The sequence below is a fragment of the Mixta sp. Marseille-Q2659 genome (genome assembly GCF_940807255.1).
GTDB lineage: Bacteria > Pseudomonadota > Gammaproteobacteria > Enterobacterales > Enterobacteriaceae > Mixta.
In genome coordinates this window covers 1-19776 of sequence record NZ_CALNWY010000031.1, presented here as the reverse complement: position 1 = coordinate 19776, position 19776 = coordinate 1, and the positions used below count along the sequence as shown (strand labels likewise).

Annotated in this window: 17 protein-coding genes and 1 riboswitch; of the genes, 8 read left to right on the top strand and 9 right to left on the bottom strand. The window is 55.7% G+C overall.

What is annotated here, in order from left to right; all coding sequences use genetic code 11:
- The first annotated feature begins 23 nt into the window (after positions 1–23).
- Together rpoC and P3C52_RS17465 are read left to right on the top strand one after the other, a co-directional pair.
- Positions 24–4247, top strand: coding sequence for a DNA-directed RNA polymerase subunit beta' (rpoC, locus tag P3C52_RS17470; RefSeq protein ID WP_275556207.1), 4224 nt, complete (start codon positions 24–26; stop codon positions 4245–4247).
- A 78-nt stretch (positions 4248–4325) separates the two neighbouring features.
- Positions 4326–5399, top strand: coding sequence for a DUF1176 domain-containing protein (locus P3C52_RS17465; RefSeq protein ID WP_275556206.1), 1074 nt, complete (start codon positions 4326–4328; stop codon positions 5397–5399).
- An 18-nt stretch (positions 5400–5417) separates the two neighbouring features.
- Here the strand turns inward: P3C52_RS17465 and thiH are convergent, their stop codons facing one another.
- The 7 genes from thiH to rsd form a co-directional block, all read right to left on the bottom strand.
- Positions 5418–6545, bottom strand: a complete 1128-nt coding sequence (thiH, locus tag P3C52_RS17460; protein WP_275556205.1) for a 2-iminoacetate synthase ThiH — start codon at positions 6543–6545, stop codon at positions 5418–5420.
- Positions 6542–7321, bottom strand: coding sequence for a thiazole synthase (locus P3C52_RS17455; protein WP_275556204.1), 780 nt, complete (start codon positions 7319–7321; stop codon positions 6542–6544). The genes thiH and P3C52_RS17455 overlap by 4 nt, the downstream gene beginning before the upstream one ends.
- A gap of 1 nt (position 7322) precedes the next feature.
- A complete protein-coding gene (thiS, locus tag P3C52_RS17450) occupies positions 7323–7523 on the bottom strand; it encodes a sulfur carrier protein ThiS (protein ID WP_275556203.1) in 201 nt (66 codons plus the stop codon).
- Entirely contained in the window at positions 7520–8269 is a 750-nt protein-coding gene (locus tag P3C52_RS17445) for a HesA/MoeB/ThiF family protein (RefSeq protein ID WP_275556228.1), read from the bottom strand. The genes thiS and P3C52_RS17445 overlap by 4 nt, the downstream gene beginning before the upstream one ends.
- A complete protein-coding gene (gene thiE, locus P3C52_RS17440) occupies positions 8262–8903 on the bottom strand; it encodes a thiamine phosphate synthase (protein ID WP_275556202.1) in 642 nt (213 codons plus the stop codon). The genes P3C52_RS17445 and thiE overlap by 8 nt, the downstream gene beginning before the upstream one ends.
- Positions 8900–10822, bottom strand: coding sequence for a phosphomethylpyrimidine synthase ThiC (gene thiC, locus P3C52_RS17435; RefSeq protein WP_275556201.1), 1923 nt, complete (start codon positions 10820–10822; stop codon positions 8900–8902). Before thiC ends, thiE begins: the two co-directional genes overlap by 4 nt.
- An 84-nt stretch (positions 10823–10906) precedes the next feature.
- A riboswitch (TPP riboswitch) is annotated at positions 10907–11006 on the bottom strand.
- Between the two features lie 113 nt (positions 11007–11119).
- Positions 11120–11626 (bottom strand): sigma D regulator, encoded by a 507-nt coding sequence (gene rsd, locus P3C52_RS17430; RefSeq protein ID WP_275556200.1) that lies wholly within the window; start codon positions 11624–11626, stop codon positions 11120–11122.
- A 136-nt stretch (positions 11627–11762) separates the two neighbouring features.
- Here rsd and nudC point away from each other — a divergent pair, with 136 nt between their 5' ends.
- The 6 genes from nudC (at position 11763) to P3C52_RS17400 (ending at position 16204) form a co-directional block, all read left to right on the top strand.
- Positions 11763–12542, top strand: a complete 780-nt coding sequence (nudC, locus tag P3C52_RS17425) for an NAD(+) diphosphatase (RefSeq protein ID WP_275556199.1) — start codon at positions 11763–11765, stop codon at positions 12540–12542.
- Between the two features lie 82 nt (positions 12543–12624).
- Positions 12625–13692, top strand: a complete 1068-nt coding sequence (gene hemE / locus P3C52_RS17420; protein WP_275556227.1) for a uroporphyrinogen decarboxylase — start codon at positions 12625–12627, stop codon at positions 13690–13692.
- Positions 13693–13694: 2 nt separating this feature from the next.
- Positions 13695–14360, top strand: a complete 666-nt coding sequence (gene nfi / locus P3C52_RS17415) for a deoxyribonuclease V (protein ID WP_275556198.1) — start codon at positions 13695–13697, stop codon at positions 14358–14360.
- Positions 14361–14422: 62 nt separating this feature from the next.
- Positions 14423–15013, top strand: a complete 591-nt coding sequence (locus P3C52_RS17410; RefSeq protein WP_275556197.1) for a YjaG family protein — start codon at positions 14423–14425, stop codon at positions 15011–15013.
- A gap of 188 nt (positions 15014–15201) precedes the next feature.
- Entirely contained in the window at positions 15202–15474 is a 273-nt protein-coding gene (hupA, locus tag P3C52_RS17405; protein ID WP_038629805.1) for a nucleoid-associated protein HU-alpha, read from the top strand.
- Positions 15475–15559: 85 nt separating this feature from the next.
- The gene (locus tag P3C52_RS17400; RefSeq protein WP_275556196.1) at positions 15560–16204 is read left to right on the top strand and encodes a DUF1481 domain-containing protein; all 645 of its coding nucleotides are present in this window, start codon (positions 15560–15562) and stop codon (positions 16202–16204) included.
- A gap of 48 nt (positions 16205–16252) precedes the next feature.
- Here the strand turns inward: P3C52_RS17400 and purD are convergent, their stop codons facing one another.
- Together purD and purH are read right to left on the bottom strand one after the other, a co-directional pair.
- Complete coding sequence (gene purD, locus P3C52_RS17395; protein WP_275556195.1) at positions 16253–17533, bottom strand: phosphoribosylamine--glycine ligase; 1281 nt, start codon at positions 17531–17533, stop codon at positions 16253–16255.
- 17 nt (positions 17534–17550) lie between these two features.
- Positions 17551–19140, bottom strand: coding sequence for a bifunctional phosphoribosylaminoimidazolecarboxamide formyltransferase/IMP cyclohydrolase (gene purH / locus P3C52_RS17390; RefSeq protein WP_275556194.1), 1590 nt, complete (start codon positions 19138–19140; stop codon positions 17551–17553).
- Between the last annotated feature and the right edge of the window lie 636 nt (positions 19141–19776).

Genomic DNA, 19776 nt, shown 5'->3' with positions numbered 1-19776 from the left:
CTCACTCCGACGGGAGCTAATCCGTGAAAGACTTACTTAAGTTTCTGAAAGCGCAAACTAAAACCGAAGAGTTTGATGCGATCAAGATTGCGCTGGCCTCGCCAGACATGATCCGTTCCTGGTCTTTCGGTGAAGTGAAAAAGCCGGAAACCATTAACTACCGTACCTTCAAGCCAGAGCGTGATGGTCTGTTCTGCGCCCGTATCTTCGGGCCGGTAAAAGACTATGAGTGCCTGTGCGGCAAGTACAAGCGCCTGAAACACCGCGGTGTTATCTGTGAGAAGTGCGGCGTTGAAGTGACCCAGACTAAAGTACGCCGTGAGCGTATGGGCCACATCGAGCTGGCTTCCCCAACTGCGCACATTTGGTTCCTGAAATCTCTGCCGTCCCGTATCGGTCTGCTGCTGGATATGCCGCTGCGCGATATTGAACGCGTACTGTACTTCGAATCCTATGTGGTGGTTGAAGGCGGTATGACCAACCTCGAAAAGCGCCAGATCCTGACTGAAGAGCAGTATCTGGATGCGCTGGAAGAGTTTGGCGACGAATTCGACGCGAAAATGGGCGCGGAAGCGATCCAGGCGCTGCTGAAAAACATGGATCTGGAGCAGGAATGCGAACAGCTGCGCGAAGAGCTGAACGAAACCAACTCCGAGACCAAGCGTAAAAAGCTGACCAAGCGTATCAAGCTGCTGGAAGCCTTCGTTCAGTCTGGCAACAAGCCGGAGTGGATGATCCTGACCGTGCTGCCGGTACTGCCACCGGATCTGCGTCCGCTGGTTCCGCTGGACGGCGGTCGTTTTGCGACTTCTGACCTGAACGATCTCTATCGTCGCGTCATTAACCGTAACAACCGTCTGAAACGTCTGCTGGATCTGGCTGCGCCGGACATCATCGTACGTAACGAAAAACGTATGCTGCAGGAAGCGGTCGATGCGCTGCTGGATAACGGCCGTCGTGGTCGCGCCATTACTGGCTCCAACAAGCGTCCGCTGAAATCGCTGGCTGACATGATCAAAGGTAAGCAGGGTCGTTTCCGTCAGAACCTGCTGGGTAAACGCGTCGACTACTCCGGTCGTTCCGTTATTACCGTAGGTCCTTATCTGCGTCTGCATCAGTGCGGTCTGCCGAAAAAAATGGCACTGGAACTGTTCAAACCGTTCATTTACGGCAAGCTGGAACTGCGTGGTCTTGCTACCACCATCAAAGCCGCCAAGAAAATGGTTGAGCGTGAAGAAGCGGTCGTTTGGGATATTCTGGATGAAGTGATCCGCGAACACCCGGTTCTGCTGAACCGTGCGCCGACGCTGCACCGTCTGGGTATTCAGGCATTTGAACCGGTTCTGATCGAAGGTAAAGCGATCCAGCTGCATCCGCTGGTTTGTGCGGCTTATAACGCCGACTTCGATGGTGACCAGATGGCTGTTCACGTACCGCTGACGCTGGAAGCCCAGCTGGAAGCGCGTGCGCTGATGATGTCGACCAACAACATTCTGTCTCCGGCGAACGGCGAACCGATCATCGTTCCGTCTCAGGACGTTGTACTGGGTCTGTACTACATGACCCGCGACAAAGTGAACGCCAAAGGCGAAGGCATGGTGCTGACTGGCCCGAAAGAAGCTGAGCGTGTTTATCGCGCTGGCCTGGCCGAGCTGCATGCGCGCGTTAAAGTGCGTATCACTGAATACGAAAAAAATGAGCAGGGCGATTTCATCCCGAAAACCAGCCTGATCGATACGACTATCGGTCGTGCGATTCTGTGGATGATCGTGCCGCAAGGTCTGCCGTACTCCATCGTCAACCAAGCGCTGGGTAAAAAGGCGATCTCCAAAATGCTGAACACCTGTTACCGCATTCTGGGCCTGAAACCGACCGTTATCTTTGCTGACCAGACCATGTATACCGGTTTTGCCTACGCAGCCCGTTCAGGTGCTTCCGTTGGTATCGACGACATGGTTATCCCGGCGAAGAAAGTGGAAATCATCACCGAAGCGGAAGCGGAAGTGGCAGAGATCCAGGAACAGTTCCAGTCTGGTCTGGTAACCGCTGGCGAACGCTATAACAAAGTTATCGATATTTGGGCCGCGGCGAACGAACGCGTTGCTAAAGCGATGATGGAAAACCTCTCTACCGAAACGGTTATCAACCGCGACGGCGAAGAGGAAAAACAGGTTTCGTTTAACAGCATCTTTATGATGGCCGACTCTGGTGCGCGTGGTTCTGCGGCTCAGATTCGTCAGCTGGCTGGTATGCGTGGTCTGATGGCGAAGCCGGATGGCTCCATCATCGAAACGCCGATCACCGCGAACTTCCGTGAAGGTCTGAACGTACTCCAGTACTTCATCTCCACGCACGGTGCGCGTAAAGGTCTGGCGGATACCGCACTGAAAACCGCGAACTCCGGTTATCTGACTCGTCGTCTGGTTGACGTGGCGCAGGACCTGGTGGTTACCGAAGATGACTGTGGTACGCACGAAGGCATCATGATGACGCCGGTTATCGAAGGTGGCGATGTTAAAGAGCCGCTGCGTGAGCGCGTACTCGGCCGTGTAACGGCAGAAGACGTACTGAAGCCGGGCACTGCTGACATTCTGGTATCACGCAATACGCTGCTCGACGAGCATTGGTGTGACGTGCTGGAACAGAACTCTGTTGACAGCGTAAAAGTCCGCTCTGTTGTTGCCTGTGAAACCGACTTCGGTGTTTGTGCGCACTGCTACGGTCGTGACCTGGCGCGTGGCCACATCATTAACAATGGTGAAGCTATCGGCGTTATCGCGGCGCAGTCAATCGGTGAGCCGGGTACACAGCTGACCATGCGTACGTTCCACATCGGTGGTGCGGCATCGCGTGCGGCTGCTGAATCCAGCATTCAGGTTAAGAACAAAGGTACTATCAAGCTGACCAACGCGAAATCGGTAACGAACTCCGCAGGTAAGCTGGTTATTACTTCCCGTAACGTTGAACTGAAAATGATCGACGAATTCGGGCGCACCAAAGAAAGCTATAAAGTGCCTTACGGCGCGACTATGGCGAAAGGTGATGGCGAGCAGGTTAATGCCGGTGAAACGGTAGCGAACTGGGATCCACACACCATGCCAGTTATCACCGAAGTGAGCGGTTTCATTCGCTTTACTGACATGATCGACGGCCAGACCATTACCCGTCAAACTGACGAGCTGACCGGTCTGTCTTCACTGGTGGTGTTGGATACTGCAGAACGTACCTCTGGCGGTAAAGATCTGCGTCCGGCGCTGAAAATCGTTGATGCGAACGGCAATGACGTTCTGATCCCGGGCACCGACATGCCGGCACAGTACTTCCTGCCGGGCAAAGCGATTGTTCAGCTGGAAGATGGCGTGAAAATCAGCTCTGGTGATACCCTGGCGCGTGTGCCGCAGGAATCTGGCGGTACCAAGGATATTACCGGTGGTCTGCCGCGCGTTGCTGACCTGTTCGAAGCGCGTCGTCCGAAAGAGCCTGCGATCCTGGCTGAAATCAGCGGTATCGTCTCCTTCGGTAAAGAGACCAAAGGCAAACGTCGTCTGGTGATTACGCCGATCGACGGCAGCGATCCGTACGAAGAGATGATTCCGAAATGGCGTCAGCTCAACGTATTTGAAGGTGAGCGCGTAGAACGTGGTGACGTGATCTCCGACGGTCCAGAATCTCCGCATGACATTCTGCGTCTGCGTGGCGTTCAGGCTGTGACCCGTTATATCGTTAACGAAGTGCAAGACGTATACCGTCTGCAGGGCGTTAAGATTAACGATAAGCACATCGAAGTTATCGTGCGTCAGATGCTGCGTAAAGCAACCATCGCCAACGCCGGCAGCTCCGAGTTCCTGGAAGGCGAGCAGGTAGAATACTCACGCGTGAAGATTGCCAACCGCGATTTGGAAGCCAACGGCAAAGTGGGCGCAACTTACGTCCGCGACCTGTTAGGTATTACCAAATCGTCACTGGCAACCGAATCGTTCATCTCTGCCGCATCGTTCCAGGAAACCACGCGTGTCCTGACCGAAGCTGCAGTAGCGGGCAAACGCGACGAACTGCGTGGCCTGAAAGAGAACGTGATCGTGGGTCGTCTGATCCCGGCTGGTACCGGTTATGCGTACCATCAGGATCGTATGCGTCGCCGTCAGTCTGGCGAGCCGACCGTGGCGCCTCAGGTTAGCGCAGAAGAAGCAACGGCCAGCCTGGCCGAGCTGCTGAACGCTGGCCTTGGCGGTAGCGACGACGAGTAATCGTCAGGCATGCTGTAAAATCAAACCCTGCTTCGGCAGGGTTTTTTTATATCTTCCGCACAGTGAGGGAACATTCGCATGAAACTGTTGATCAAAAGCGTACTGCTGGCTGGCATCGTAATCTGGCAGCTGCCGGCTTTCGCAGCCGACGAACCGGTACAACGCCTGTTTAAAGAGTGGCAGGTCACCTGTAATAACCTGAACGACTGCGATATTCGCAACGTGGATGAAAATATGCGCATCGTTATTCGTCATCAGGCAGGCCCTGATGGTGCCGCGTCGCTTGATATCATGAGTTTTGACGCGAATAAAGCCGAAGGGATCTGGCTGGATGGGAAGCGCTGGGAACATGATATTACGCTGTCAGATGCTGATGCCAATAATGATTACGCTAACGCCCATAGCGCGGACCTGAATGATATTCAGGCGCTGGTGGCGGCGGCGAAAAATGCGATGACCATTTCCCTGACTTCCGATAATGATGTCGCTGGCTCGCTCAGCGGTCTAAACGCAGCCCTGCTGTTTGTCGATGAGCGTCAGGGGCGGATTGATAACCAAACGGCGCTGTTTAAAACCGGCGATCAACCGGCTAACAGTGTTCCGCCGCGTGCTTCTGCCGCACCTCAATTCCCGCCGGTGCCAGCAGTTGTGCCATTAGATGATGCGCAGGCACTGCTTAAAAAAGTGATTGCCAGCCAGCAGCCGGCGCTGAAACAGGAAGAGTGCGAGCCTGCGGAAGATGAGGTAGCGCGCAGCGAAGCGCAGCCGCTGGATGCGCAGCATGCGCTGGTCATGATTAACTGCGGTATGGGTGCCTATCAGTCTTCCAGCGTACTCTTTATTACGCCGCGCACCGCGCCGGAAAAGGCGCAGCAACTGGTTCTGCCGCTGCCGCTAAAAGATGATGAAGGCAAACCCAACAGCATAAGCTGGTTTACCGAAGCCAGTTATGATCCGCAAAGCGGCCAGCTGTTTCATGCCGCTCGCGGTCGCGGTATTGCTGACTGTGGCGAAAGCGCTACCTGGCGTTACGATGGGCACGATTTTCATCTGATAAGCTATAACAGCCAGCCCAGCTGCGACGGCGGCGAGCCGGGAGACTGGCCCTCCGTCTGGGCGACGCCGGGCTATACGGATAATCAGGGCAATTAATGTCGTTCCCGTGCAACGTTACGATGACGCACGTCCTAACCAGCTATCCCAGTCTTTCCAGACCGGTTGTAAGCCCGCCTGGGTGAGCGCGGCGGCCACTTCCTGCGGCGTGCGGTGATCGTCTGGCGAAAACTGTTCCAGTTCCGGTCGATTTTCCGCATAGCCGCCGGGCTGCGTTTTAGAAAAAGCGCTAACGCTATTGATCGCCAGCGGCACAACGCGATCGCGAAAAGCAGGTGATTCACGGGTCGATAGCGAAAGTTCGACTTCCGGCGCAAACAGTCGGAAAGCGCAGATGGTCTGTACCAGCTGCGCCTCGCTCATAAGCGAGGCGGGCTCGATGCCACCGGCGCAGGGACGCAGACGCGGAAAGGCGATCGAATAGCGGCTCTGCCAGTAACTCTGCTGCAGCCACAGCAAATGTTCTGCCAGCATAAAACAGTCGGTACGCCAGCTGTCTGATAAACCTATTAGCGCGCCGAGACCGATCTTATCGATCCCGGCGCGGCCCAGGCGATCCGGCGTTTCCAGGCGAAAGAAAAAGTCCTGTTTATTACCTTTCAGATGATGCTGTTGATAAATCTTCGGATGATAGGTTTCCTGATAAACCAGCACGCCATCCAACCCGATACGTTTCAGACCGGCATATTCCGCTTCCGCCAGCGGCTGCACTTCCATCATTAACGAGCTGAAATGCTGACGGATCTGCGGCAAATGCTGGTGGAAGTAATCGATGCCGACCTTTGTTTGATGTTCACCAGTCACCAGCAGCAGATGATCAAATCCCATAGCGCGGATCGCCAGGCATTCACGTTCGATCTCTTCAGCATCAAGCGTTTTCCGCTTAATGCGGTTGCTCATGGAAAAGCCGCAGTAGGTGCAGTCGTTAGCGCACAGGTTCGAAAGGTAAAGGGGCACATAAAAACTGACTGTATTGCCGAAGCGTTGCCGCGTCAGCCGCTGCGCCTTTTGCGCCATCGGCTCAAGAAAGGCGGTGGCAGCGGGCGAGAGCAGCGCCATCAGGTCTTCACGCGTCGGACGCGGTGCGTTAAGCGCCTGCTGTACGTCAGCCCCCGTTTTACTGTGGATACGCAGCCTGATGTCATCCCAGTCAAGCTGGCGCCAGCGATCGATAAAATCTTTCATGACATCGCCTCCGGTTGGCTGAGGAAAGCGGTTAGCGGGCTGGAGGGAATGGCCTGCTGCTGGCTATGGCCCAAACCGCTGCGGTAACCCAAACGACCCGCTTCTACGGCAAAGCGGAATGCCTGCGCCATCGTGACCGGATCGCCCGCGACGGCGATCGCGGTATTGACCAACACCGCGTCCGCGCCCATCTCCAGCGCTTCGCTGGCATGGCTGGGCGCGCCGATACCGGCATCAATCACCACCGGCACTTTTGCCTGCTCAATGATGATCGCCAGCAGATCGCGCGTTTTCAGTCCCTGATTGCTGCCGATAGGCGCGCCCAGCGGCATGACGGCGGCGCAGCCTGCTTCTTCCAGTCTTTTGCATAACACCGGATCGGCGCTGCAATAGGGCAGCACGGTAAAACCCTCTTTGACCAGCCGCTCTGCCGCTTTTAGCGTTTCAACCGCATCCGGCAACAGGTAGCGCGCATCGGGATGGATTTCAAGCTTCAGCCAGTGGGTGCCAAGCGCTTCACGCGCCAGACGGGCGGCGAATATCGCTTCCTCCGCCGTTTTGGCTCCCGAGGTATTGGGCAGCAGCTGGACGCCCAGCGCCTGCAGCGGCGCCAGAATGCCGTCTTCGCCGCCGCGTAAATCGAGGCGCTTCATCGCCATCGTTACCAGCTGCGAACCGGACGCGCGAATCGCTTCCAGCATCAATGCGGGCGTGGCGAATTTGCCAGTGCCGGTAAACAGGCGAGAAGAAAAGTGTTTATCTGCTATCTGTAACATATCAGCCTCCGGCAATGGCCTGAAAAATGACGATCTCGTCGCCATCCTGCAATGCATGTTGAGTCCAGCGATCGCGTGGCACGATTTGCTGATTAACCGCCAGCGCGGTGCCTGCCTGCTGACAGGCCAGCTTATCCAGCAGTCGATCCAGCGTCAGCGCTTCGTCCAGCATCAGGGCTTCGTCATTAACGATTACCTTCATCTGCCACCTCCGCAGACCGGACAGCCCGCATCAGGCGTAAGGTTTAGCGTGCGCCAGGTTTGCTGACGGCCATCAAACAGACGCAGCTGTCCATCAAGGGAAGAGGGGAGACCCGCCAGCATTTTCAGTGCTTCAAGCGCCTGTAACGTGCCAATCGTGCCGACGACCGGGCCAAGTACGCCTGCGGTGCGGCAGTTGCGCTGCGGTTCGCTGTTGTCCGGCCAGAGACAGCGGTAGCAGCCGTGTCGCCAGGGCGGCGAGATTACCAACAGCTGCCCGCCGAAACCCACTGCGCTGCCGCTGATCAGCGGTTTTCCCGCCGCGACGCAGGCGGCGTTTACCGCCTGTCGGGTCATCATGTTATCGCTGCAGTCCAGCACCAGATCCACCTGCGGCAACAGCGTCCGCAGCCGTTCTTCATCCATCCTTTCCGCCAGCGCAATCGCTTCAACCTGGGGATTAAGCGCCAGCAGCTGATGCTGAGCCAGCTGCGCTTTCGCTTTGCCACAGTCCGCGCTGCGATACAGGATCTGACGCTGCAAATTGCTGATATGTAACCGGTCGTCATCCGCCAGCAGCAGCTTGCCGACGCCTGCGGCGGCCAGCCACAGCGCTGCTGGCGCGCCCAGTCCGCCGAGGCCGACAATCAGGACGCTGGCGCGCTGAAGGCGCTGCTGGCCTTCCACGCCGAACTCCTCCAGCAGCAGCTGACGGCTGTAACGCAGAAAATCGCGATCGTTAAGCATCATCCTCATCTCCCGTACCAGCCAGTGCCAGCAACTCGCGGGTAGCTGCGCGCCAGTCAGCGGCCTGCGTGATGGCGCTGACGACCGCAATGCTGCCGACGCCGCACGCCAATACCGCCGGGGCGCGTTCAATGCTGATCCCGCCAATGGCGACGGTGGGAATATCTACCAGCCGCGCGGCATGGCGGCGCAGCTGTTCCAGCCCCTGCGGCGCCGAGGGCATCTCTTTGGTCTGCGTCGGGAAGATATGACCCAGCGCGATATACGAGGGTTGGATAGCGAGCGCCCGCTCAATCTCAAGATCGTCATGAGTGGAAACGCCAAGACGCAGACCGGCGTGGCGTATGGCTTCAATATCAGCCACGTCCAGATCTTCCTGTCCCAGATGAATGCCGTAAGCACGATGTTTTAGCGCCAGCTGCCAGTAATCATTGATAAACAGGCGCGCCTGGTGCGCATGGCCAAGGGCGATCGCCTGCTGAATAATCGGCTCCACCTCGGCGTCAGGGCGATCTTTGATACGCAGCTGTAAGGTATGGACGCCTGCAGACAGCAGACGCTCAATCCATTCAAGCGTATCAACGACCGGATAAAGACCGAGTTTATGCGGCGTTTTGGGGAAAGACTGACTCATGCTTTCTCCTCCGGCACCAGCGCATCGGCGGGATGATAAAGCTCGCCGCCGCGCTGACGGAACGCCTGTGACATGGCCGCCATACCCACCTCAACAGGCTGCGCCTCAGCCTGCTGCCTGGCAGCATAATCGCGCACTTCCTGGGTAATTTTCATCGAGCAGAATTTAGGGCCGCACATTGAGCAAAAATGTGCGACTTTGCCGGACTCCTGCGGCAGCGTTTCATCGTGATAAGCGCGCGCGGTATGCGGATCCAGCGCAAGGTTAAACTGATCTTCCCAGCGGAATTCAAAGCGCGCTTTCGACATCGCGTTATCGCGGATCTGCGCACCGGGATGACCTTTAGCCAGATCCGCGGCGTGCGCAGCGATCTTGTAGGTAATCAGCCCCTGCTTAACATCCTCTTTATTCGGCAGGCCCAGATGCTCTTTCGGCGTGACGTAACAGAGCATGGCGCAACCGAACCAGCCGATCATCGCCGCACCGATGCCCGACGTAAAATGGTCATAGCCAGGCGCGATATCGGTGGTTAGCGGGCCAAGCGTGTAAAACGGCGCTTCATGGCAGTGTTCCAGCTGTTCGGTCATATTGCGGCGGATCATCTGCATCGGCACGTGGCCAGGGCCTTCGATCATTACCTGAACGTCATATTCCCAGGCGATTTTCGTCAGCTCGCCCAGCGTATGCAGTTCGGCAAACTGCGCTTCGTCGTTAGCGTCCTGAATTGAGCCAGGACGCAGCCCGTCGCCCAGCGACAGAGAAACATCATAGGCGGCGCAGATCTCGCAGATTTCACGGAAGTGTTGATAGAGGAAACTTTCCTGATGATGGGAAAGGCACCATTTCGCCATAATCGAGCCGCCGCGCGAAACGATGCCGGTCAGGCGCTTCGCCGTCATCGGCACATAGCGCAGCAGCACGCCGGCATGGATCGTAAAGTAGTCGACGCCCTGTTCCGCCTGCTCCAGCAGCGTATCGCGGAACAGTTCCCAGGTCAGGTTTTCTGCAATGCCGTTAACCTTTTCCAGCGCCTGATAGATCGGCACCGTACCAATCGGCACTGGACTGTTACGCAGAATCCACTCGCGCGTTTCATGGATATAGCGTCCAGTCGAGAGATCCATCACGGTATCGGCGCCCCAGCGCGTTGCCCACACCAGCTTTTCGACTTCCTCTTCAATAGACGAACTGACGGCGGAGTTGCCGATATTGGCATTGACCTTGACCAGGAAATTACGGCCGATAATCATCGGCTCCGCTTCGGGATGATTAATATTCGCCGGAATAATCGCTCGTCCGGCGGCTACTTCCTCACGGACAAATTCCGGCGTGATATTTTCCGGCAGCTGGGCGCCGAAACCGTGGCCGGCATGCTGTTGGCGCAGGACTTCGCTGCGGATCCGCTCGCGGCCCATATTTTCCCGCAGCGCGATAAATTCCATTTCCGGCGTGACGATGCCCTGACGCGCATAGTGGAGCTGCGTTACGCGGCGTCCCGTTTGCGCCCGGCGCGGGCGCGGCAGATTATCAAAGCGCAGATGATCCAGTCCTTCATCTTTCAAGCGTTGCTGGCTGTAGCTGGAGCTGAGCTGTGTCGGTTCCGTATCCGCGCGCTGTTCAATCCAGGCGCTGCGCAGGCGCGGCAGGCCCTGATGAACGTCAATCGTGGCGTCTGGATCGCCGTAAGGCCCTGCGGTGTCGTAAACCGGCACTGGCTCATTAGCTTCATAAACCGGATCGTTTTTATCGCCGCCGATAAGCGTCGGGCTAAGCTGGATCTCGCGCATTGGCACGCGAATGTCGGGGCGGCTGCCCGCAATCCAGATACGTTTTGAGTTGGGAAACGCCGTTCCCTGGAGCGAGGCAATAAACTGTTGCGCCTGAGCGCGCTGTTCACGACGATTGGGTTTATCAGACATAGCAATCTCCAAAATAAGGAATGTTGCTTGTCCGGAGTTCGGAAGGAGTAACCGTACGCAACCAGCATATACTGACGGCGCAAAAAGATGTGTACTCTTGTTCCCTTCGCAGGTACTAACCTGATCAGGTTCCGCGGATCCCGAATTAACGGTCTCAGCCTAAAAGGCACTCCGACAAGAAGAAAGTGAGCTAACGCTCAACCCTGCGCGCATGATGCTGCGACAAGGCATAAAAAAGCCCCTTCAGCATAAAGGGGCGTTTTAAAAATCACAAGGATTATAACAAATTATTAACTTTTAAGCCGGGCGCGCGATCGCCTGATCGTTAGCTGCCGTCAGCGCAGCCAGATTGTTTTCAAAGGCCAGCTGAATCAGCTTATCTTCCAGCGTAAAACGCGCTTCCAGCACTTCGCCCACTTCAGAGAGCGCCTGCTGGAACTCCAGACAGTTATCGTGATCGATAGCCGCTTCCAGATGTGAATCATACAGCTGCATGATTTTTTCGGTATTGCCCTGCAGCGCGGGATAGATTTGCGCCGCCGCCAGCAGTGGGCTGTCGCCGTTCATCTCTTCAATAATACGTTCGTAAATGTTGAAATGACCGGTGGAAAGATAGTCGACCAGATTCTGACAAAAATCGTCGAGCGCTTTCTCGTCAAGGGCGGTCAGAGACTCTTTATTAGGTTTAATACCGACAACCTGATAATAAGCAACTAACAGTTGCCTGCGCGCATTCAGCCAAAAATCTACCAGTTCATTGCTGCCACCTACGCGCTCGGTCAGAACGTCTAACTGGTTAAGCATGTTTGTCTCCGTGGGTTATAGTCTTACCGCTACTTATACTTAACATCAGTACAGAGGCTGTGTCCCGTGTCCGTTCCTTTTTTAAGAATAATTACGGCCCCAGTCACAAAAGTGCTGAAGCAAAGGAACTTCTTTTATGGAACGTGCGATTACAAGCGTAGACGCTGGCTGGTGGGTTGTCAGCCATGAACAGAAAATTTGGTTACCAAACGGTGAATTACCGTTCGGTACGGCAGAAACGTTCGGGCTTGCGGGATCGCAAGGCGCGGTGATTGGCGAATGGCAGGGCGATCCGGTCTGGCTGATCCGCGAGAATCGCAGCGAACATATGGGATCGGTACGGCAAATTATCGATCTTGATAGCGGCCTGTTTCAGCTGGCGGGTCGCGGCGTACAGCTGGCCGAGTTTATTCGTTCGCACCGTTACTGCGGCTACTGCGGTCACGAGATGCATCTCAGCAAGCGTGAAAATGCCTGCCTCTGTGGGCACTGTCGTGAGCGTTATTATCCTCAGATTGCGCCCTGCATCATCGTCGCTATTCGGCGTGACGATAAGATTCTGCTGGCGCAGCATGCGCGCCATCGCAACAGCATCTATACCGTGCTGGCGGGATTCGTCGAAGTTGGCGAAACGCTGGAGCAAGCCGTTGCGCGCGAGGTGATGGAGGAGAGCAGCGTGCGGATAAAAAATCTGCGCTATATCACCTCACAGCCGTGGCCTTTTCCTCATTCGCTGATGATGGCGTTTATGGCGGAATATGATGAAGGCGAACTGCAAATTGATAATAACGAGCTGATTGACGCCGACTGGTTCCGCTATGACGCGCTGCCGCAACTGCCGCCGGCGGGCACCGTCGCTCGCCGCCTGATTGAAGATACGGTGGCGCTATGCCGCGCGGCCGATGAACAGTCGTAACGGTTGCGACAGGGCAGCAAACTTGTTTAACTGTCGGCCATAACGGCTGCCACCAGGCGCCTGTATTTGAGAGAGCCTTATGATGAGCGAATTAAAAAACGATCGTTACCTGCGTGCCCTGTTACGCCAGCCGGTAGATATGACGCCGGTATGGATGATGCGTCAGGCCGGACGCTATCTGCCGGAATATAAAGCCACGCGCGCGCAGGCCGGTGATTTTATGTCGCTGTGCAAAAATGCCGAGCTGGCTTGCGAAGTCACGCTACAGCCGCTGCGTCGTTATCCTCTGGATGCGGCAATCCTGTTCTCTGACATCTTAACCATCCCGGATGCGATGGGATTAGGGCTGTTCTTTGAAGCCGGTGAAGGCCCGCGCTTTGCTTCGCCAATTACCTGCCGGGCTGACGTCGATAAACTGCCGGTGCCCGATCCTGAGCAGGAGCTGGGCTATGTGATGAACGCGGTACGCACCATTCGCAAAAATTTGCAGGGCGCGGTGCCGCTGATCGGTTTTTCGGGCAGTCCCTGGACGCTGGCGACCTATATGGTGGAAGGCGGCAGTAGCAAAGCCTTCACCAAAATTAAAAAAATGATGTATGCCGAGCCCGCGACGCTGCATGCAATGCTCGATAAGCTGGCCGACAGCGTCACGCTCTATCTGAATGCGCAGATCCGCGCCGGCGCGCAGTCGGTAATGATTTTCGATACCTGGGGCGGCGTGCTGACCGGTCGTGATTATCAGGAATTTTCGCTGCGCTATATGCATAAAATCGTTGATGGCCTGCTGCGTGAAAATGAAGGACGCCGCGTACCGGTAACGCTGTTTACCAAAGGCGGCGGCCAGTGGCTGGAGGCGATGGCAGCGACCGGTTGTGATGCACTGGGGCTGGACTGGACCACCGATATTGCCGATGCGCGCCGTCGCGTTGGCGACAAGGTCGCTCTGCAAGGCAATATGGATCCGTCTATGCTTTATGCATCCCCTGCGCGCATTGAGCAGGAAGTGGCGACGATCCTTGAAGGCTTCGGCCAGGGCGACGGGCACGTATTTAACTTAGGACATGGCATCCATCAGGATGTACCGCCTGAACATGCAGGCGCATTTGTGGAGGCGGTGCATCGGCTGTCACGTCCTTATCACAAGGAGTAGATATGGATATACAGGCATTACGAGCCGAACAGCTACAACGCGCCGCGGAAGTGGTGCGTCATGATGATTTCGATGTGATGCCGCCGCGCCTGATTGGCGGCGCGGACGTAGGATTCGAGCAGGGCGGCGACGTTACGCGCGCCGCCATGGTCATTCTGGAATATCCTTCGCTGAAGCTTGTTGAATATAAGGTGGCGCGCATCGCCACCATCATGCCTTACATCCCCGGCTTCCTTTCTTTCCGTGAATATCCCGCGCTGCTGGCGGCCTGGGAGCTGCTGGAACAAAAACCTGACCTGCTGTTTGTTGATGGCCATGGCATTTCCCATCCGCGCAGGCTCGGCGTCGCCAGTCATTTCGGTATGCTGGTGGATGTGCCGACTATCGGCGTGGCGAAGCGCCGCCTGTGCGGACGCTTTGAACCGCTGGATGATGAGCCGGGTTCGCAACAGCCGCTAATGGATAAAGGCGAGAAAATCGGCTGGGTCTGGCGCAGTAAAAAACGCTGCAATCCGCTGTTCGTCTCTACTGGCCATCGTGTCAGCATCGATACCGCGCTGGAGTGGGTGCAAAAATGCATGGCGGGCTACCGTTTGCCGGAGCCGACACGCTGGGCCGACGCCGTTGCTTCAGAGCGCGCCGCCTTTGTACGCTGGCAGAAGGGTTAGCCGTGCCGGAAGGTTTCTTTTGCGTTACACTGCCGCCAGAATGATGCCGAAGAGACCTTATCATGTTACGTAACCCCATTCATTTACGCCTCGAAAAGCTGGAAAGCTGGCAGCACGTCACTTTTATGGCCTGCCTGTGCGAGCGCCTCTATCCCAATTACTGGGCGTTTTGTCAGCAAACGCAGTTTGCCGATGCGCAGCTTTATCGTCGTATTCTCGATCTGATCTGGGAGTCGCTGACGGTAAAGGATGCCAAAATCAATTTCGACAGCCAGCTGGAGAAGCTGGAAGAGGCGATTCCGCTGGCGGACGATTTCGATGTGTATGGCGTTTATCCCGCCATCGACGCCTGCGTTGCGTTAAGCGAGCTGGTGCATTCGCGCCTGAGCGGAGAAACACTGGAACATGCGATTGAGGTGAGCGAGACATCGATTACGACGGTCGCCATGCTGGAAATGACGCAGGCTGGTCGGGAAATGACCGATGAAGAGCTGGGCGCATTGCCGGCGATTGAAGAGGAATGGGACGCGCAGTGGGAGATTTTCCGCCTGCTGGCAGCCTGTGAAGAGCGGGACCTGGATTTGATAAAAGGACTACGTTCTGACCTGCGGGAAGTCGCAATAAGTAACATCGGTATAAAAATAGAGCAATAAGGCGATAAAACGTGACTTCACGCCTGAATTGTCGTGCCTAAAGGCTTCACATCCGCCCCCTGTCTGGTCTACATTTGGGGGGCTGAAAAATGTGGCTATCGGTGCGTGCAGGCTGAAGAGTGTCAGAATCTGGCTATTCCCTCGCACTCGATGCTTAGCAAGCGATAAATACACTGTAAGGATAACTTATGAACAAGACTCAACTGATTGATGTAATTGCAGAGAAAGCGGATCTCTCCAAGTCCCAGGCTAAAGCTGCGCTGGAATCCACCCTGGCTGCAATTACCGAGTCTCTGAAAGATGGTGATGCTGTACAACTGGTTGGTTTTGGTACTTTTAAAGTTAACCACCGTGCTGAGCGCACTGGCCGCAACCCGCAGACTGGCAAAGAAATCAAAATTGCTGCTGCTAACGTACCGGCATTCGTATCTGGTAAAGCACTGAAAGACGCCGTTAAGTAATCGCGTTGCAGTGAAAGGTTTAACGAGGGCGGCAATTATTGTCGCCCTTTTGTTTTTGTGTCGTCTATTGTGATAACGGAGCATCATGAAGCGGCTAGTGGCACTTCTGACGTTACTGCTGGCAGGCTGTAGTTCGCAGCCTTCGCTGCCTGATTTTACCGCCAGCGGCTATCTGGCCGATCGCGGCGCGGTACGCATCTGGCGCAAAAATCAGCCTCATAGCGTGCATATGCTAACGGTATTCAGACCCTTCCAGGGCGGTGCCGCCGTCTTTACGGAATACGGCTGGCAAAATGGCAACCTTACCAGCATTAAACGACATCTCAGCGGCGCGCAGCCGGATGATGTGACCTTACGTTTTGATGGTGACGGCAGCTTAAGTTTTATGCAGCGTCAGCTGGCGGGACGGCGCGAAGCCGTGAACGAACAGACCGTCGAGCTTTATAAATTCGATGCACAGCGTATGTTACGCATCAGCGATGCGCTGTTGGCCGGACGTGTCCTGTTAAAGCAGGGGCGTTGGCAGAGCGGCAACAGGCTGCAAACCTGTCAGAACGAGCAGGTCAGCCCAATGCTGGATGAGAGTGAATGGCAGAGGATACGTCAGTTTCAGCATCGTGCCGGAGAAAGGGTAAACGTGGCCTGGCTCGAAGCGCCTAATGATACGCAGTTGCTCGATATGACAACGGAAGATGATTGCCAGTGGGAGCCGCAGGAGGCGGATTTTTAGCGCAGTGTGAAATGGCGGCCCCGCCAGCTGGCGGAACCGCAGAAGGGATTATTTACGTCCGATGGCGCGATAGCCAATATCGCGGCGGCAGAAACTACCTTCCCATGAAATGTGTGTGGTCAGCTCATAAGCACGCTGTTGCGCTGCGGCAACGTCGGTACCGAGTGCGGTAACGCAAAGTACACGTCCGCCATTGGTCAGCACCTCATCATTCTCAAGGCGCGTTCCGGCATGGAAAACTTTGCCATCCGGCACTTCTTCCAGCGGCAAGCCATGAATCACGTCGCCAGTGCGATAATCGCCCGGATAGCCGCCTGCAGCCAGCACGACGCCCAGCGCTGGACGTTCATCCCAGAGGGAATCCTTCTCGTCCAGTTTGCCCTCACAGGCCGCCAGGCACAGCTCAACCAGATCGGATTGCAAACGCAGCATAATCGGCTGCGTTTCCGGGTCGCCAAAGCGGCAGTTGAATTCGATCACTTTCGGCTGGCCATCCTGACCAATCATCAGTCCGGCATAGAGAAAACCGGTATAAACATTACCTTCCGCCGCCATGCCACGCACCGTTGGCCAGATGACCTCATCCATAACGCGCTGGTGGATTTCCGGTGTGACCACCGGAGCAGGGGAGTAAGCGCCCATTCCGCCAGTATTCGGCCCGGTATCGCCATCGCCCACGCGCTTATGATCCTGGCTGGTGGCCATCGGCAGCACATGCTCGCCATCCACCATTACGATAAAGCTCGCTTCTTCGCCGTCGAGGAACTCTTCCACCACGATGCGATGACCGGCATCGCCAAAAGCATTGCCCGCCAACATATCGCGCACGGCGGCTTCCGCTTCTTCCAGCGTCATTGCGACGATCACGCCTTTACCAGCAGCCAGACCATCCGCTTTGATAACGATCGGCGCGCCTTTGGCATGCACGTATTGCAGCGCCAGCTCAACATCGGTGAAGTTCTGGTATTCCGCCGTCGGGATCTGATGACGGGCAAGGAAATCTTTGGTAAACGCCTTGGAGCCTTCCAGCTGCGCGGCCGCTTTGGTTGGGCCGAAGATTTTCAGCCCAGCTTTACGGAAAGCGTCAACCACACCTTTTACCAGCGGTGCTTCCGGGCCAACGATAGTGAGATCTATCTTTTCTTGCTGAGCGAAACTCAGCAGCGCCGGAATGTCCGTGGCGGCAATATCCACATTCTGCAGTGCGGGCTCCAGGGCAGTGCCTGCATTACCTGGTGCGACAAAAACGCGATCGGCCAGCGGAGACTGCGCCGCTTTCCATGCCAGCGCATGCTCGCGGCCGCCGTTACCAATAATTAAAATGTTCATTTATTCTCTCCGGGCGATTAATGGCGGAAATGACGCATATCGGTAAAGATCATAGCAATGCCGTGTTCATCTGCAGCGGCAATTACTTCATCATCGCGAATTGAACCGCCCGGTTGGATCACGCAGCTAACGCCAACGGCGGCGGCGGCATCGATGCCGTCACGGAACGGGAAGAACGCATCGGAAGCCATGGCGCAGCCTTTCACTTCCAGCCCTTCATCACCCGCTTTAATGCCGGCAATTTTTGCTGAGTAGACGCGGCTCATCTGACCGGCGCCGATGCCGACCGTCATATTATCGCGCGCGTAAACAATAGCGTTGGATTTAACAAACTTGGCGACCTTCCAGCAGAAGAGGGCGTCACGCAATTCCTGCTCGCTCGGCTGACGTTTGCTAACCACGCGCAGCTGGCTACGGTCAACCATACCCAGATCGCGATCCTGCACCAGCAGACCGCCGTTAACACGTTTAAAATCGAGCCCGGCAACGCGCTGCTGCCAGGCGCCGCAGGTCAGGATGCGTACGTTTTGTTTGGCGGCAGTGACTTTCAGCGCTGCATCACTGGCGGAAGGGGCGATAATGACTTCCACAAACTGACGGCTGATAATAGCCTGCGCGGTCGCTTCATCCAGCTCGCGGTTAAAAGCAATAATGCCACCGAAGGCGGAAGTAGGATCGGTTTTATAGGCGCGCTCATAGGCTTCCAGTACGGAATCGCCTACCGCCACGCCGCACGGGTTGGCATGCTTAACGATAACGCAGGCGGGTTCGCTGAATTCTTTTACGCACTCCAGCGCCGCATCGGTATCGGCAATATTGTTGTAGGAGAGCGCTTTGCCCTGAAGCTGCTGTGCCGTAGCGACGGATGCCTCTTTAATTTCTTCTTCTATATAGAAAGCCGCCTGCTGGTGGCTGTTCTCACCGTAGCGCATATCCTGCTTTTTAATAAAGTTGAGATTTAAGGTGCGCGGGAAGCGACCTGACGGAGCCGTGCTTTCGCCATGGTAGGCAGGAACCATGCTGCCAAAGTAGTTGGCGATCATGCTGTCGTAAGCGGCGGTATGTTCAAATGCCTTAATGGCCAGATCGAAACGGGTTTCTAAGGTCAGGGAATTGTCGTTAGCGTCCAGCTCGGCAACGATAGCCTGGTAGTCGCTGCTCTTAACCACAATGGCGACATCTTTATGGTTCTTCGCTGCTGAGCGCACCATCGTCGGTCCGCCAATATCAATATTTTCGACCGCATCTTCCAGTGAACAGCCTTCACGCGCGACGGTTTCTGCAAAGGGATAAAGGTTAACAACAACCATATCAATCGGCGCGATCTGATGCTGCGCCATGATTTCATCATCCTGACCGCGACGGCCAAGAATGCCGCCATGAACCTTTGGATGCAGAGTTTTAACGCGTCCATCCATCATTTCCGGGAAACCGGTGTAATCAGACACTTCAGTAACCGGCAGGCCAGCGTCAGCCAGCAGGCGCGCGGTGCCGCCAGTAGAAAGCAGTTCCACGCCTCGTTGGGAGAGCGCCTGAGCGAATTCGACGATACCGGCTTTATCAGACACGCTGAGCAGAGCGCGGCGTACAGGACGAGGTTGTTGCATGGTGGTTTTATCCCTTGGCTTTGGTTCGCAAGTAAAGAGCGTTACATCAAACTTAACGGTTATCAGCTTAAGTTTCAGGTAACGCCCCGTCAGGGGCATTATTCACATCGGCTGGCATTGTAGCGAAAACGTTTGCGCGATGCTCGCCTAAAATTGCAGTGCCCGCGGTTCGTGCATAATTCTGTGGATAACTGTGTATAAACCCCGGTTTTGCTGAGGATTGCAGCAAACAGTCAATTTATTGCAATTTAGCGGTTGCGGCCCGGCGAGAACTCCCTATAATGCGCCTCCATCGACACGGTACAACGGCTTACGCCACGCGGTGTTGAGCGGTTCAGCAGTTCTGAATCGCCGGAGAAAAACTTCTGAAAAAAGAGGTTGACTCTGAAAGAGGAAAGCGTAATATACGCCACCTCGCGGCAACGGCACGAAGCGCCGGTCGCACCGCTCTTTAACAATTTATCAGACAATCTGTGTGGGCACTCACGGACGGGATACGCAAAAAAAAACTTGCAGTATCAAGTCTTGAAGAGTGAACACGTAATTCATTACGACGTTTTTCTTTGAGCATCAGACTTTTAATTGAAGAGTTTGATCATGGCTCAGATTGAACGCTGGCGGCAGGCCTAACACATG

What these genes read in the sequence shown, in the direction of transcription:
- P3C52_RS17400 (WP_275556196.1), top strand. Translation starts at nt 15,560, where the DNA reads ATGAAGCGGCTAGTGGCACTTCTGACGTTACTGCTGGCAGGCTGTAGT.
- hupA (WP_038629805.1), top strand. Translation starts at nt 15,202, where the DNA reads ATGAACAAGACTCAACTGATTGATGTAATTGCAGAGAAAGCGGATCTC.
- purH (WP_275556194.1), bottom strand. Translation starts at nt 19,140, where the DNA reads ATGCAACAACCTCGTCCTGTACGCCGCGCTCTGCTCAGCGTGTCTGAT.
- thiS (WP_275556203.1), bottom strand. Translation starts at nt 7,523, where the DNA reads ATGAAGGTAATCGTTAATGACGAAGCCCTGATGCTGGACGAAGCGCTG.
- P3C52_RS17465 (WP_275556206.1), top strand. Translation starts at nt 4,326, where the DNA reads ATGAAACTGTTGATCAAAAGCGTACTGCTGGCTGGCATCGTAATCTGG.
- P3C52_RS17455 (WP_275556204.1), bottom strand. Translation starts at nt 7,321, where the DNA reads ATGTTACAGATAGCAGATAAACACTTTTCTTCTCGCCTGTTTACCGGC.
- nudC (WP_275556199.1), top strand. Translation starts at nt 11,763, where the DNA reads ATGGAACGTGCGATTACAAGCGTAGACGCTGGCTGGTGGGTTGTCAGC.
- thiH (WP_275556205.1), bottom strand. Translation starts at nt 6,545, where the DNA reads ATGAAAGATTTTATCGATCGCTGGCGCCAGCTTGACTGGGATGACATC.
- hemE (WP_275556227.1), top strand. Translation starts at nt 12,625, where the DNA reads ATGAGCGAATTAAAAAACGATCGTTACCTGCGTGCCCTGTTACGCCAG.
- thiE (WP_275556202.1), bottom strand. Translation starts at nt 8,903, where the DNA reads ATGAGTCAGTCTTTCCCCAAAACGCCGCATAAACTCGGTCTTTATCCG.
- P3C52_RS17410 (WP_275556197.1), top strand. Translation starts at nt 14,423, where the DNA reads ATGTTACGTAACCCCATTCATTTACGCCTCGAAAAGCTGGAAAGCTGG.
- nfi (WP_275556198.1), top strand. Translation starts at nt 13,695, where the DNA reads ATGGATATACAGGCATTACGAGCCGAACAGCTACAACGCGCCGCGGAA.
- rsd (WP_275556200.1), bottom strand. Translation starts at nt 11,626, where the DNA reads ATGCTTAACCAGTTAGACGTTCTGACCGAGCGCGTAGGTGGCAGCAAT.
- purD (WP_275556195.1), bottom strand. Translation starts at nt 17,533, where the DNA reads ATGAACATTTTAATTATTGGTAACGGCGGCCGCGAGCATGCGCTGGCA.
- P3C52_RS17445 (WP_275556228.1), bottom strand. Translation starts at nt 8,269, where the DNA reads ATGCTTAACGATCGCGATTTTCTGCGTTACAGCCGTCAGCTGCTGCTG.
- thiC (WP_275556201.1), bottom strand. Translation starts at nt 10,822, where the DNA reads ATGTCTGATAAACCCAATCGTCGTGAACAGCGCGCTCAGGCGCAACAG.